This window comes from Roseomonas sp. CECT 9278 (assembly GCF_918698155.1).
In the GTDB taxonomy this organism is placed as follows: Bacteria; Pseudomonadota; Alphaproteobacteria; order Acetobacterales; family Acetobacteraceae; genus Neoroseomonas.
In genome coordinates, this window is sequence record NZ_CAKKLX010000014.1 from 23,979 (window position 1) to 37,499 (window position 13,521).

Genomic DNA, 13,521 nt, shown 5'->3' on the forward strand with positions numbered 1-13,521 from the left:
CGCCATGGGTTCGTTCAGCATCTGGCACTGGCTTGTCGTACTGCTCGTCGTCCTCCTGCTGTTCGGCAGCGGGAAGATCAGCGGGCTGATGGGCGACCTGGCCAAGGGCATCAAGTCCTTCAAGCAGAACATCAAGGAAGACGAGAAGGACGCCTCCATGGAGGCGCAGGCCCCGGCCACGCCGCCGGCCGGCAACATCCAGGGCCCGGCCGCCGCGCAGGCCACCGCCGCCCAGGCCCAGCCGGCCCAGCCCGGCAGCCGCCCCGCCGCCTGACGCCGCACGCTTCGGCCGACCTTCCGGCCCCGTCGCGCATCGCGTGGCGGGGCCTTGCCGTTCCGGGGGCCTGATCCGCGATGCCCTTCCAGCACGCCGCCGCCGCCATCGTCGCCGCCGGGCAACGCCTGCACGCCATGGGATGGGTGCCCGCCACGGCAGGGAATTTTTCGCGCCGGCTGCCCTCGGGGCAGATCGCGGTCACGCGGTCGGGCTGCTACAAGGGCTTCCTGACGAAGGCTGACGTGATCCGCGTGGATGCCGCCGGCGTGCCGGTCGATCCCGGCACCAGGCCGTCCTACGAGACACTGCTCCATTGCGGCATCTACCGCCGCTTCCCCGAGGCCGGCGCGGTGCTGCACGGCCATTCGGTGGCGAATACCGTGCTGTCGCGCCGCGCGGGGGCCTCGATCCGCCTGGCCGGCTACGAATTGCTGAAGGCCTTCCCCGGCGGCCCCACCCATGATGTCGCGATCGATGTGCCGGTGGTCGACAACGACCAGGACATCGCGCGCCTTCAGGCGGGGCTCGATGCGCTGTGGGCGGCGACACCCGCCGCGCCGCCGGGCTACCTGATCCGCGGCCATGGCGCCTATGTCTGGGGCGCCGACATGGATGCCGCGCTGATGCGCCTCGAGGCGCTGGAATTCATGCTGCTCTGTGAACTCGAAGACGGGAGACGCACGCCATGAGCCTGCTGACCATCCGCGACGCCGCCACCGGCGCGGAGACCCTGCGCACCGACGACCCGGCCGCGATCGCGCAGGCCCTCGCGCCGATCGGCGTGCGCTTCGAACGCTGGCCAGTGGCCGACCTGCCCGCGGGGGCCGAGCCCGACGCCGTGCTCGCCGCCTATCGCCCGCAGCTCGATGCCTTCCTGCGCGAAAGCCGCGCCGGCACCGCCGACGTGATCCGCCTGACCGCCGACCACCCGCAGGCCGATGCCATCCGCGCCAAGTTCCTGTCCGAGCACATCCACACCGAGGACGAGGTCCGCTTCTTCCACGAAGGCGCGGGCAATTTCGTGATGCATGTCGATGGCCGCATCTACGACGCGCATTGCACGCAGGGCGACCTGATCAGCGTGCCGGCCAACACGAAGCACTGGTTCGACGCCGGCGCGGTCCCGCATGTCACGGCGCTGCGCGTCTTCACCGACACCACCGGCTGGACGCCGCACTACACGGGCTCCGACATCGCCGCCCGCCTGCCGGTGACGGTGGCCTGAGCGTGTCCGATTCCCGGGCGGCGCCGGCGCCGGCCAGCGCGGGCGGGACTGCGCCGCGCCCGGTTCCCGCGCCGGCCTGCATCCTCACCGACATCGAGGGCACCACCACCGCCATCGCCTTCGTGAAGGACACGCTGTTCCCCTTCGCGGCGGCGGAGCTCGACGCCTTCCTCGACACCCATGCCGACGACCCCGCCGTCGCCGGCGTGCTGGCCGATGTCCGCGCCACCGCGCGCGAACAGGACCCGCGATCGACGCTGCGCATCTGGATGGCGGAGGACGCCAAGGTCACGCCGCTCAAGACGCTGCAGGGGCTGATCTGGCGGGCCGGCTATGCGGATGGGCGCATCAAGGGCCAGCTGTGGCCGGACGTGGCGCCCTGCCTGCGCGCCTGGGCGCAGGCAGGGCTGCGCCTGGCGGTCTATTCCTCGGGCTCGGTCGCGGCGCAGAAGCTGCTGTTCGGCCATTCCGACGCCGGCGACCTTGCGCCGCTGTTCGCCGCCTGGTTCGACACGAAGGTCGGCGGCAAGCGCGACGCGGCATCCTACGCCGCCATTGCCGCGGCGCTCGTGCTGCCGCCGCGCGATATCCTGTTCCTGTCGGACGTGGTGGAGGAACTCGACGCCGCGGCCGCGTCCGGCCTGCGGACCTGCCAGCTGGTGCGCCCCGCGGATGGCACGCATCCCGCCGGCCGCCATGCCGAGGCGGCCGACTTTCCCGCCGTCGCGCGGCTGCACGGGCTGCCCGGCGCGCGCTGAGAGACCGCGTGATGCTGCGCCGAGCGACGCGTTCCGACGTCCGCCGCCGGCCTTCTCAAGCGCTCCCTGAGCCTTCGTGCGGCGCCCGCCCCGCGCCATTGGCCCCGGCAGCCCGCTCGCGCGATCATCTTCGCCCGAGCGCACGTTTTCATCCGGCCGGGTTCTGCTCTAGAACCCCACCGACCGTCTTCACCCCGAGCATCGGAGCGCCGCCATGCTGACGACCTGGACGGTCGATGACGGCCAGTGCCGCGTGCGCGAGGGCGCGATCTCGGACATCACCGCCGCGCTGCGCGGCGCCGACCAGCGCGCCGCCGCCACGGCGGTGGCCGAGCCCGACAGCCTGCGCCACGCCGTCTGGATCGACCTGCTGAACCCGACCCAGCAGGAGGAACACGCGGTCCAGACCGCGCTGGGCATCGAGATCCCGACGCGCGAGGAAATGGAGGAGATCGAGAGCTCCTCCCGCCTCTATCGCGAGGGCGACACGCTCTTTCTCACCGCCAACTTCCTCTATGGCATCGAGGCCGGCGAGTTCGGCTCGACCGCCATGACCTTCGTGCTGACCAACACCACGCTGGTCACGGTGCGCTACGCCACGCCCAAGGCCATCACTGCCTTCGGCCTGCGCGCGCAGCGCCAGCCCGGCACGCTGCTGACCTCGCCGGATGCGGTGATGCTGCACCTGTTCGAACAGGTCGTGGACCGCCTGGCCGACATCCTCGAACGCGTCGGCGGCGACATGGACCGCGCCTCGCAGCGCACCTTCCGCGCGGCGCGCGGCAACATGCAGGCCAACCGCAAGGACGACCAGCTGAAGGCCGCGCTGATCACCCTCGGCCAGGTCGGTGAAGTGACCTCGCGCGCCTCGGACACGCTGCTCGGCCTCACGCGCATCCTCAGCTTCGTCAGCGCCGAGAAGGCGACCGCGGTCCGCAAGGAGAACCAGCACCTCATCAAGACGCTGGTGCGCGACGTGCGTTCGCTGGTCGAGCACGCGCACATGCTCAACGGCAAGGCGCAGTTCCTGCTCGATGCCGTGCTCGGCATGATCAATGTCGAGCAGACCGGCATCATCAAGACCTTCTCGGTCGTCTCGGTCGCGATGATGCCGCCGACGCTGATCGCCAGCATCTACGGCATGAACTTCGAGATCATGCCCGAGCTGAAATGGGAGCTCGGCTATCCGCTGGCGCTGATCCTGATGATCGGCAGCGCCATCCTGCCGGTGCTGTACTTCCGCCGGAAGGGCTGGCTGTAGCGCAGCGCCGGTCCGGCGAACGACCCTCCCGCCGGCCGGCACGCCGACCGCCGCGGCCCGGCCCGACCGGTTGCGCCGCGCGGGGTTCCCTTCCGCCCGGCAGCCTGCTTGCATCCCCCGCCACGCCGCAGGAGCCCCGCATGAGCGAACCCACCTTCGTCCCCGCATCGCTGCAGAATTGCCGCTGGGGCGCCTTCGACGCGTCCTTCCCGCCGGTCGCGACCATCGACCCGGGCCAGGTGGTGGTGCTGGAATGCCTCTCCGGCGGGCCGGAAGTCATGCCGCCGCAGGAGAAGATGATGGCGGTGCATCCGGTGCTGCGGGAGGTGCACGCCAAGCTTCCCCGCCTGGGCGCCCACGTCATCACCGGCCCGGTGGCCGTGCGCGGCGCCGAACCCGGCGATGCGCTGCGGATCGACATCGAGAAGATCGAGCTCGGCGCCGACTGGGGCTTCTGCGGCTTCCGCCCGCTGTTCGGCACCCTGCCCGAAGATTTTCCGTATCGCCGCACGCTGCACATCCCGGTCGATCGCGACGCGATGACCTGCAAGCTGCCCTTCGGCCCGCAGGAAGGCGGGATGGACCTGCCTCTGGCACCCTTCTTCGGCGTGATGGGCGTGGCCCCGCCCGCCGACTGGGGCATGCTCAACACCAAGGAACCGCGCGCCATCGGCGGCAACCTCGACAACAAGGAACTGACCGCGGGCAGCACGCTGTATCTCCCGGTGTTCAACGAGGGCGCGCTGTTCTCCGCCGGCGACGGCCACGGCGTGCAGGGCGATGGCGAGGTCTGCATCAACGCGCTGGAAATCTGCCTGACCGGGCATTTCCGCCTGTCGCTGGTCAAGGGCGGCGGCCCGCGCGACCCGGCGTTGCGCTTTCCCCGCGCCGAGACGAAGACGCACTTCATCACCATGGGGATGAACGAGGACCTCGACCTCGCGATGAAGCAGGCGCTGCGCGAGATGATCGCCTTCATCTGTTCGCGCACCAACCTGTCGGATGCCGACGCCTACCAGTTCTGCTCGCTGGCGGTGGACTTCCGGGTCACGCAGACGGTGAACGGGGAGAAGGGGGTGCACGGGATGCTCAGGAAGGGGCTGCTGTTCTGAAGGCGATCCCGGGAGGGCGCCGCCCTCCCGGACCCACCCGCCAGGGGGCGACGGCCCCCTGGACCGCGGGGACATGGCCGCGATGCACACGCTGATCGACGCCAATTTTCGCCGCACGGATACCGCCAGCGCGCGGCACCTTTGGTCCTGCGACGATGCCACCTTCCTCGCCGCGGCCAGGCCCCACAACGACTGGCCGCGGCAGTATTTCGGGCCGGCCTATGCGGCGCTGGCCGACCGCTTCGCGGGCGACCCCGCGGCACGCACCCGGCGCGACATCGACACCATCCTGCGCATCGCCGCCGACCACCTGGCGCCGCGCCCGCGCATCCTCGACATCCCCTGCGGCAGCGGTCGCCACGCCACGGCGCTGGCGGCGCAGGGCTTCGACGTGATCGGCCTCGATCGCCAGCCGGACTACCTGCGCGCCGCCCGGGCGGCAGGCGCCGCCACCTGCGCCGCCGCCGAGATGCGCGCGCTGCCGATCGCCACCGGCCGCATCGACCTGGTGCTGAACATGTGGAACTCGCTCGGCTACTTCGTGGAGGCGGCCGACGAAGCGGCGACGCTGGCGGAGTTCCGCCGCGTGCTGCGGCCGGGCGGGATGGTGCTGGTGCAACAGGACCTCGATGCGCCGGCGGCGCTGGAAGGCCGCTGGGTGCAGCACATGAAGGCGCCGCTGGGCGACGGCGCGCTGCTGCTGGTGCGCCAGGTGCCGGATGCGGCGCTGGGCGGGCTGGCGTGCCTGTCCTGGGTGGTGCTGCCGGACCAGGCGCCCTGGCAGGGCCCGGCCTTCTTCCTGCGCCTGCGCGACGACGCGGCCTGGGCGCGGGAGGCCGCGGCGGCGGGCTTCGCCAAGGTGTCGATCGCGCGGACCCCGGCGGGCGTGGTGCCGCACGAGACCATCGTGCTGCTGCACGCGTGAGCGTCGCGCGATAGCGCGCGGGAGGGGAGCGCGATAGCGCGCGGGAGTGTCGCGCGACAGCGCGCGGGCCCGCCGCGCGACGGCAACGCGCCGGCGCCCCGCGACCACGCGCCCGCCCGCTGCCCGCCCTGTGATGCAGCTCCCTTGCCGGCGCTGGCCGCGCACGGATAGGGTCGGGTCGTTGCGATAGCAGGCTGCCAAGCCATGACCGAACCGCGCCACGGCGCCGATGCCTTCAATCCGCACGTGCACGGCGCGCGCGGCCTGTTCGCGCTGATGATCTTCGCCTTCCACATCACCCAGTCGGACCGCCCGACCTATCACGCGGTCAACGACGGCGTGCTCGCCTATGCGGTCAATACGATGCCCTATGGCGTGGAGCTGTTCTTCGCCATCTCGGGCTTCGTCATCCTGGGCGCCTTGCACCGCGCGCCCTCGGCGCTGGCCTTCATGCGCGACCGGGTGGCGCGCATCGCGCCGGTGCTGTGGGCCGCGGTGCTGTTCATGGGGGCGGTCGGCATCGTCGTCGGCCATCGCGAATTCGGCCAGAAGACACCCGGCGAGCTGGCCGTGGGCCTGATCGCGAGCCTGTTGGCGCTGCCCGGGATCCTGCCGATCTGGGGCTATCACGAAGCCGCCTGGTCGATCAGCTACGAATTCGCCTTCTACGGGCTGTGCGCTGCGGGCGTGGTGCTGCAGGCGCGCTACGGCGCGCTGCGCGCGGCGCTGGTCTGGGTTCCGGCGGCGCTGCTGCTGGCGAATTTCTACCCGCGCGGCCTGCCCTTTTTGGTCGGCGTGCTGGTGGCGCGCGGCTGGGTCGTGCGGTTCCGCCCCTTGGCGCGGGCGCCGGGGGTGATGCTCGCCGCCTTCCTGCTGCTGTGGTCGATCATCGGCCTGCAGGGGCCAGATGCGCGCTGGACGATGCACACCACCACCCTGGTGCAATGGGCGGGCGATGCGCGCCTGCCGCTCGGCGTGCTCGCGATGGCCTGCCTGGCGCTCGGCTTCCAGGGCGTGGTCGATGGGGCGGGGTGGCTGGGGCGGGTGTTGGTCACGCGGCCGATGCTGTTCTTCGGGACCATCAGCTACAGCATCTACATGTGGCACGGGCCGGTGATGGGCGGCGTGCGGCACGCGGTGCTGCCGGCGCTGGTGGCGGACCGCGAGGGTCTGGCGGCGCAGATCCTGCTGCCGCTGGTGGCGGTGGCGATCGTGGTGCCGGTCTCGGTCGCCAGCCACCGGTTGCTCGAGGTGCATGCCTCGGCGCGGCTGCGCGGCTGGATGGGGGCGAAGCGCCGGGCGCCGACCACGGCGGCGGGCGCGGTGGCGGCGTGAGCGGCGGCGCTGCCCTCCCGGGCTCACCCGCCAGGTGGCAGTGCCAGCTGGACCGCTAAGTTTCCGGGCGGCTACAGGCCGGGCAGGCGTGCGACCAAGGCGTCGAGGCGCGCGGCGACGCCACTGGCATCGAGCGCATCTCGGATCGCGCGACGATGCGTGGTGAAGTAGGCGCCTTCTTCCAGGACAACGGCAGCTGCAACGCGCTCGGCGTCCTCGGCGAGGGCGGCGAGGTCGAGATGGAGCGGGTCGCGCGAGTCGAAATCGGGGATGGGGAGTTCCCAGATCAGGTTGTCGAAGTGCCGCGCGCCGCCTTGGCCTTTGGGCTGCATGGCCTCGATACGCTGGCGCAGGCGATCGCTGTTCAGAATGGAGCACAAGTACCGCGCTTCCATCTCGCTCCTCGCGCTTGCCCAGTACGCCATGTGGTCCACGACGACATCGCTGCTTCGGATCACGGCTGAGGCGAAGAGTACGCCGGCTTTCGCGTAGGCGACGCGAAGTGGCGTCAGCGGAAACTGTTGGGACAGTTTCCGCAGGTGATCCAGATTCTCATTCAGGCTCATCTTGGTGGACGTGCCTGCGGCTGATTTCGACGCGTACTCGCGCCACTTGCCTTCGCAGTCGTCAAGCCAACTGCCAAGACGCGGATAGCCCTCCCGGCGCGCGGCCGTCGCATCCATAATTGCGCCGTGCGCATCCACAGGGACAACCCCCAGCACCGGCGCAAGAACGCGAAACGGAGCGAGGCTCTCGCCAAGCAGCACAGGCCGTAGGAACTCCCGTTCGACCGGTCCCTTTGGGGGCTCGACCAACTTCCACGGCACCTTGTCCTGGCCGCCAATGCGTCCGCGGACGAGAGGCGCCGCAAGCGATGCACCGAGCCGTCCGCCACTTTCACGTTCAACGAGCCAGAAGCGCCGAGGATAGATCGTCGCGCCATTCTTGAACCGCGCCCTATACGGACTCGCCCCCGCCAACGTCGGGATCGGCGGCCAAGCCACCGCCGCCTCCACCCTCAGCGCCTCATCCGCCTCCGCTTCGCTGGCATCCCGTCGCGGCAGCGCGCCCTCGAACCGCCGCACCGTCGCCGGCAACACCCCGCACGCCGCACGCCGGCCGAACATCACGCTCGCCGGCACCGGAAACAGCGGACGCACCGTCTCGTCCAGGCTCCATCCCGCATCCCAGGCGATCTGCACCTGCCGATGGTCGCCGCGCCGCAGCCCGGCAAACACCGGCCGGTTCAGCACCGCATAGGGCAGCACGAAGGCCACCCGCCCGCCTGGCTTCAGATACCGCTGCACCGCGCGCACCGTGAACAGCGCGCACAAATCCTGCTGTGTCGCCAGCACGCCCCCCACCCACAAATTCAACTCCTGGCACGCCGCCTTCATCCGCGCCTGCATCGGCGCCGACAAATGCCGATACGCCACCCAGGGTGGGTTTCCCAGCAGCACATCCGCCCGCTGGTCGGCACGCGACAGCCATAGCGGCCGCACCAGGTTGCGCAGCACGAAGGGCCAGATGCCATCGCGCCCCGCGCGATGCAGCGCCAGCACGCGCGCATAGGTCTGGGCCAGCACCACCGCGTCCGCCGCAACCGCGCCCGAAAGCCGCCTCAGGTCGCGCTCGATCGCCGCCGGCGCCGCGTCGCGCTCCAGCCCGTCCTTCAGCGCCTGCACACCGGCATCCAGCAACGCCTGGTCCTCGGCGAAGCCCGCCGGCACGCGCAGCGGCTGCGCCTCCTCCGGGACATTCACCCGCACCTCGCGGCTGTCGCCCACCTGGCTGATGTTCCATTGCAGCGCATCGCCCAGGAAGACCGGCACATGGATATCGCCGTCGCGGTCATGGATGTCCTCGCCCAGCGCCAGCAGCCAGGTCACGCGCGCGATGATCACCGCGACAGGATGCACATCCAGCCCGCGCACCTGCGACGTGCAGGCCGCCACGCGCCGCGCCGGCGGCCAGCCCGCCGTCTCGCCCGCCGCACGCAGCCGACGGATGGCATGGAACAGGAAGGTGCCCGACCCGCAGGCCGGGTCCAGCACGCGCTGCGTGAGCGGCGTATCCATCGCCGCCGCGCTCACCTTCGCCGCCAGCCAGTCCGGCGTGTAGTATTCGCCCAGGTCGTGGCGCTGCTCCGGGTCCATCAGGCTTTCATACAGCGCCTTCAGAACGTCCGACTGCACGTCGCGCAGCCGGAACCGCGCCGCCTGCCGCGCCAGCCGCCGCACCAGGTCATGGCCCGCCGGGTCCTCCAGCACCCAGTCGAAGAAGTCGCTCTCGACCGCGCCATGGATGCCGATCTCGTCCAGCGCGCGGCCCGACAGCAGCGCCTCGGCGTCTTCCGCCGGGCGGTCCAGCACGCGCGCGGCGATCGTCTTGGCCAGGATGGTCAGGTAGGTGTGCTGCAGGAACAGCGTGTCCTCGCCCACCGGTTCGCCATAGACCTCGCGCAGTAGCCCGTCCCACAGGTCGCGCTTCAGCTTGACCTCGGGGTGGTCCTTCAATGTCGCCCACAACTGCTTCAGCGATTCCGAAGCGCGGCGGAAGGTCAGGCTCTCGCGCCCCAGTTCGCGCTGGATGGTCAGTGGTTCGGCAGCCAGGTCGTCGCGGTCCGAGACAGCGGGTTCCAGCCAGCCGAGCAACGCCTCGGGGTCGGCGACGCTGGTCTTGTGTTCGCCGAGCGGCGTGAGCACGCCCTCGCGCAATTCATAGGCGATGAAGGTGGCGCCATCGGTAGCGATGCCAAGTGCGGGACGTCGCCCGGTCTGGCGTTCGTGTTCCGCCAGGTAGTCCGGCATCTTGGCGAGCACGTCAGGCTTTTCGCGCCGCAGGTCCGACTTGAATTCGAAGACCGTGGCGCCGAACAGCGCATCGGCGCGCCCGCCCACCAGCGGCATGCGGTATTCATGCGTCACATCGCCAACCCGCACGCCGAGCGCATCGGTCAGCAGGCGTGATACCCCCACGCGCACGGCTTCGTGCCCCGGGCGCTGGGCCAGGTTTGCCGCGATCGTGCGCAGCCAATCGCGGCGGTTCGTCTCCGGCATGGCTCAACCATCGGTTCCGGCGAAGCGTTCGGCAAGCGTCCTCTGGGCGCGACTCGGGTGGGGTCGCTATTCTCTGGTCATGTCCGTCCGCGCCGCCGCCCAGTTCGACCTGTTCGCCCCGCCCGGCCTACCGCCCGCCGCCGCCCCGCTGGACGACCAGGATCCTGGCCGCGGTGCGCTGGTGGACCGCATGCGTGAGGAACTCACCGCCGAACTCGACCGCCTGCGGGCGGCCACGCGCTTGCCCTGGCCGGACTACACGGCCTCGGCGCTGGCGGAACTGCGCTTCGAAAGCCTGACCCGTTGGCTGCCGGAACGCGAGGCCGAGGCCCTGCGCGCGGCTCATGCCGTAGAACTGGACCGGCTGTATGCCGCCGAACCCGATTCCGCTTGACCCCGGCGGCCCTTCACGGCTATAGGAATTAAGTCAAGAACCAGAAATCTACCCTTGCCGCGTCTTCACGATCCGCAGGGCTTCGATCAGCACGTCGCGGGTGATGCCTTGCTTGCCGAACATGGCTTCTGCCTCGGCCAATGTCGCCGAGACTGCGGGCCGCAGCATCAGGGTCCCGTGTTCGACCCAGGCTTCCAGGTGGCGCGGGTTGCGCAGGGCCGCCAACACCTCGCGGCGCAGCGTGACCTGCCCCTGGGGCGAGACTTTCAGGATCACGCGGTCCGACATGGCGCCCTCCGGTGCTGGCGACGCCACTAAAGGACTAAAATCCTAAAATGTCAAGGTGTCCATAGGCCCTTGGGCCTTTGGCGGGAGGGTCCGGGAGGGCGGAGCCCTCCTGGTGCGCCGGTCACCGCCCGCCGTGCCTGTCGGGCGTCACCGCCCGCCGTGCCTGGCGAGCGTCACCGCCCGCCGTGCCTGGCGAGCGTCACCGCCCGCCGTGCCTGGCGAGCGTCACCGCCCGCCGTGTCTGGCGAGCGTCACCGCCCGCCGTGCTTTGCGAGCGTTACCGCTCGACGCACATCGCCACCCCCATGCCCCCCCCGATGCACAGCGTCGCCAGCCCCTTCTTGGCCCCGCGCTTCTGCATCTCGAACAGCAGCGTGGTCAGCACCCGCGCGCCGGACGCCCCGATCGGGTGCCCCAGCGCGATCGCGCCGCCATTCACGTTCACCTTCGACGTATCCCAGCCGAGGTCCTTGTTCACCGCCAGCGCCTGCGCGGCGAAGGCCTCGTTGGCCTCGATCAGGTCCAGTTCGTCGTGCTTCCAGCCCGCCTTGGCCAGCGCCTTGCGGCTGGCCGGGATCGGCCCGGTGCCCATGATCGACGGATCCACGCCCGCCGTCGCCCAGGACACGATGCGCGCCATCGGCGTGATGCCGCGGCGCGCCGCCTCGTCGGCCGACATCACCACCAGCGCGGCGGCACCGTCGTTGATGCCCGATGCATTGCCCGCGGTCACCGTGCCTTCCTTGTGGAAGGCGGCGCGCAGCTTGGCCAGGATCTCGCGGGTGGTCTCGGGCTTCGGGTATTCGTCGCTGCTCACCACCACGTCGCCCTTGCGGCCCTTCACGGTCACGGGGGCGATCTCATCGCTGAAGCGGCCGGCCTTCATCGCCTCGCCGGCCTTGCGCTGGCTGTGGAAGGCGAATTCATCCTGCTCGTCGCGGGTGATCTGGAACTTCTGCGCCACGTTCTCGGCGGTGTTGCCCATGTGGTAGCCGTGGAAGGCGTCCATCAGCCCGTCGCGCAGCATGGTGTCGATCAGCGCCAGGTCGCCCATCTTCTGGCCGGCGCGCAGCTGCTGGGCGTGCGGCGCCTGGGTCATGCTCTCCTGCCCGCCGGCCACGACGATGCGCGCATCGCCGGTGGCGATCTGCTGCGCCGCCAGCGCCACGGCGCGCAGGCCGGACCCACAGAGCTGGTTGATGCCGAAGGCGGTGTGTTCGACCGGGATGCCGGCGTTGACGGAAGCCTGGCGCGCCGGGTTCTGCCCCGCGCCGGCCGACAGGATCTGGCCGAGGATCACCTCGTCCACGTCGCCGCCCTCGATCCCGGCGCGCTCCAGCGCGGCCTTGATGGCGATGGTGCCGAGCGCATGCGCGGACATGGAGGCAAAGGCGCCGTTGAAGGCACCGACCGGCGTGCGGGCGGCCGAGGCGATGACGATGTCGGTCATGACTGGTGGAACTCCCATGGGTCTTTGCAGCGCAACATGCGCCCTGCGCCCCGCCGATTACAAGCCGCGCAGCCATGCCAGCAGCGGCTGCCAGAGCGCCGTTTCCGCGCCGGCCCCGGCCACCATGCCGATATGCCCGCCGGCGGCGATATGCGTGACCGCCGCGGGCAGCCGCGCCGCCGCCGCGGCCGCGCTGGCCGGCGGCACGATCCGGTCGCGCTCCGGGATCGCGACGAAGGCCGGCCCGGCCCAGGCGGCCGGGTCCATCACCTGCCCGGCGATGCGCCAGGCCAGCCGCCCCGGTTCGTTGCGGCCATACCAGCCGGCCAGGCATTGCCGCGCGACCGGGGCGGGCAGGGGGATGCCGTCGTTCAGCCAATCCTCCAGCGCCACGAACAGCCGGGCCCTTTCGCCGGTCGGGTCCAGGCGCGCGAAGGCGCGGAATTTCTGCGCCACGCCGAAGGGATCGAGCATCGCGAACAGCGACTGGATGGTATCGACCGGCAGGGCGCCGGTGGGTTCCATCAGGGTCTCCAGCCCCGGCACCAGCGCGGCGGCGGTGCGCGCGCGCCGCGGCCCGTCCGGCCCGGCGTGGAAATCCCAGGGCGTCGCCAGCAGCGCCAGCGCCCGCACCCGGTCCGGCCGGCGCAGCGCCGCGGCGATCGCCAGCAGCCCGCCCATGCAATAGCCCGCCAGCACCACCGGCCCGGGGGCGGCCGCCAGCGCGCGTTCCAGCCGCCCGGCCACGTAGTCGGTCAGGGTGAAGTGCCGTTCCGCCTCGCCCGGCCAGCCCCAGTCGAGCAGTAAAGTCCGAAAGCCCTGGCCCGGCAGCCAGCGCATCAAGGAGCGTTCCGGCACCAGGTCCAGGACATAGGCGCGGTTGACCAGGGACGGCACGAACAGCACCGCCGGGCCATCGCCGCCGAAGTCGCGCAGCCGCGACCCGCCCTCGGCCCAGATCGCCGGCGGGTCGGGGGCTTCGCGGCTGTAGGGGTGGCGGCGATACCCCGCCATCCCGGCGATCAGCGCGCGGTCGGCGCGCAGCAGGCGGGTGACGACGCTGCGCGCCAGCGCGTCAGGCGCGTGGCCGGCGGCCGCGAGGTCGGCGAGGATCCTTCCCCGCTCCGCCTGGCCCGCCTTCGAGATCGGCCAGCCGGCGTTCCAGTTCGGCCAGCCGGTCGGCCATGGCGGTGCGCCCGGGCTCGGCGGGGGCGGTGGCAGGCCCAGGCTGGTCGTGGCCGCCACCGCCCGCATCCCGGCCAGGCCCAGGTGCAGGGGCAGCGGGCGGGGTCCACGGCGGCGCAGCGGGCCGGTCATGCGCGGCCGCCCGCGGCGCCATGGCGGTGGCCGCGCGCATCCATGCGGCGCCGAGCGATGCCCAGGCGGCCCATTGCTCGGCCAGTTCCGGATCGGCCGCCAGCCCGGCGATCTCGCTCT

General features: G+C 71.3%; 13 protein-coding genes. 9 read left to right on the forward strand and 4 right to left on the reverse strand.

Translation table 11 applies throughout. The features are described from left to right. Positions 1 to 4 precede the first annotated feature (4 nt). The 8 genes from LQ222_RS11395 to LQ222_RS11430 all read left to right on the forward strand — a co-directional run bounded on the left by LQ222_RS11395 (position 5) and on the right by LQ222_RS11430 (position 6,893). On the forward strand, positions 5 to 274 hold the full coding sequence (locus LQ222_RS11395) for a twin-arginine translocase TatA/TatE family subunit (protein ID WP_230166506.1): 270 nt from the start codon (positions 5 to 7) through the stop codon (positions 272 to 274). A gap of 80 nt (positions 275 to 354) precedes the next feature. Then, positions 355 to 966, forward strand: coding sequence for a methylthioribulose 1-phosphate dehydratase (locus LQ222_RS11400; protein ID WP_230166507.1), 612 nt, complete (start codon positions 355 to 357; stop codon positions 964 to 966). Then, positions 963 to 1,502, forward strand: a complete 540-nt coding sequence (locus LQ222_RS11405; protein WP_230166508.1) for an acireductone dioxygenase — start codon at positions 963 to 965, stop codon at positions 1,500 to 1,502. The genes LQ222_RS11400 and LQ222_RS11405 overlap by 4 nt, the downstream gene beginning before the upstream one ends. Positions 1,503 to 1,582: 80 nt before the next feature. Then, positions 1,583 to 2,260 (forward strand): acireductone synthase, encoded by a 678-nt coding sequence (gene mtnC / locus LQ222_RS11410; protein WP_230166622.1) that lies wholly within the window; start codon positions 1,583 to 1,585, stop codon positions 2,258 to 2,260. 214 nt (positions 2,261 to 2,474) lie between these two features. Next, the gene (locus tag LQ222_RS11415) at positions 2,475 to 3,521 is read left to right on the forward strand and encodes a magnesium transporter CorA family protein (RefSeq protein WP_230166509.1); all 1,047 of its coding nucleotides are present in this window, start codon (positions 2,475 to 2,477) and stop codon (positions 3,519 to 3,521) included. Between the two features lie 140 nt (positions 3,522 to 3,661). Then, on the forward strand, positions 3,662 to 4,633 hold the full coding sequence (locus LQ222_RS11420; protein ID WP_230166510.1) for an acetamidase/formamidase family protein: 972 nt from the start codon (positions 3,662 to 3,664) through the stop codon (positions 4,631 to 4,633). A gap of 73 nt (positions 4,634 to 4,706) precedes the next feature. Then, positions 4,707 to 5,558: a bifunctional 2-polyprenyl-6-hydroxyphenol methylase/3-demethylubiquinol 3-O-methyltransferase UbiG gene (locus LQ222_RS11425; RefSeq protein WP_230166511.1), complete on the forward strand. Its 852-nt coding sequence runs from the start codon at positions 4,707 to 4,709 to the stop codon at positions 5,556 to 5,558. A 204-nt stretch (positions 5,559 to 5,762) separates the two neighbouring features. Continuing rightward, on the forward strand, positions 5,763 to 6,893 hold the full coding sequence (locus LQ222_RS11430) for an acyltransferase (protein ID WP_230166512.1): 1,131 nt from the start codon (positions 5,763 to 5,765) through the stop codon (positions 6,891 to 6,893). Between the two features lie 71 nt (positions 6,894 to 6,964). Here LQ222_RS11430 and LQ222_RS11435 read toward each other — a convergent pair whose 3' ends face one another. Further along, entirely contained in the window at positions 6,965 to 9,952 is a 2,988-nt protein-coding gene (locus tag LQ222_RS11435; protein WP_230166513.1) for an N-6 DNA methylase, read from the reverse strand. A gap of 79 nt (positions 9,953 to 10,031) precedes the next feature. On the opposite strand from LQ222_RS11435, the gene LQ222_RS11440 reads away from it, so the two are divergent. After that, complete coding sequence (locus tag LQ222_RS11440) at positions 10,032 to 10,346, forward strand: hypothetical protein (protein ID WP_230166514.1); 315 nt, start codon at positions 10,032 to 10,034, stop codon at positions 10,344 to 10,346. Positions 10,347 to 10,394: 48 nt separating this feature from the next. On the opposite strand, the gene LQ222_RS11445 is transcribed toward LQ222_RS11440, so the two are convergent. The 3 genes from LQ222_RS11445 to LQ222_RS11455 all read right to left on the reverse strand — a co-directional run bounded on the left by LQ222_RS11445 (position 10,395) and on the right by LQ222_RS11455 (position 13,401). Further along, entirely contained in the window at positions 10,395 to 10,634 is a 240-nt protein-coding gene (locus tag LQ222_RS11445; protein ID WP_230166515.1) for a hypothetical protein, read from the reverse strand. 277 nt (positions 10,635 to 10,911) lie between these two features. After that, the gene (locus LQ222_RS11450; protein WP_230166516.1) at positions 10,912 to 12,084 is read right to left on the reverse strand and encodes an acetyl-CoA C-acetyltransferase; all 1,173 of its coding nucleotides are present in this window, start codon (positions 12,082 to 12,084) and stop codon (positions 10,912 to 10,914) included. 57 nt (positions 12,085 to 12,141) lie between these two features. Beyond that, positions 12,142 to 13,401, reverse strand: coding sequence for an alpha/beta fold hydrolase (locus tag LQ222_RS11455; protein WP_230166517.1), 1,260 nt, complete (start codon positions 13,399 to 13,401; stop codon positions 12,142 to 12,144). Positions 13,402 to 13,521: the final 120 nt, after the last annotated feature.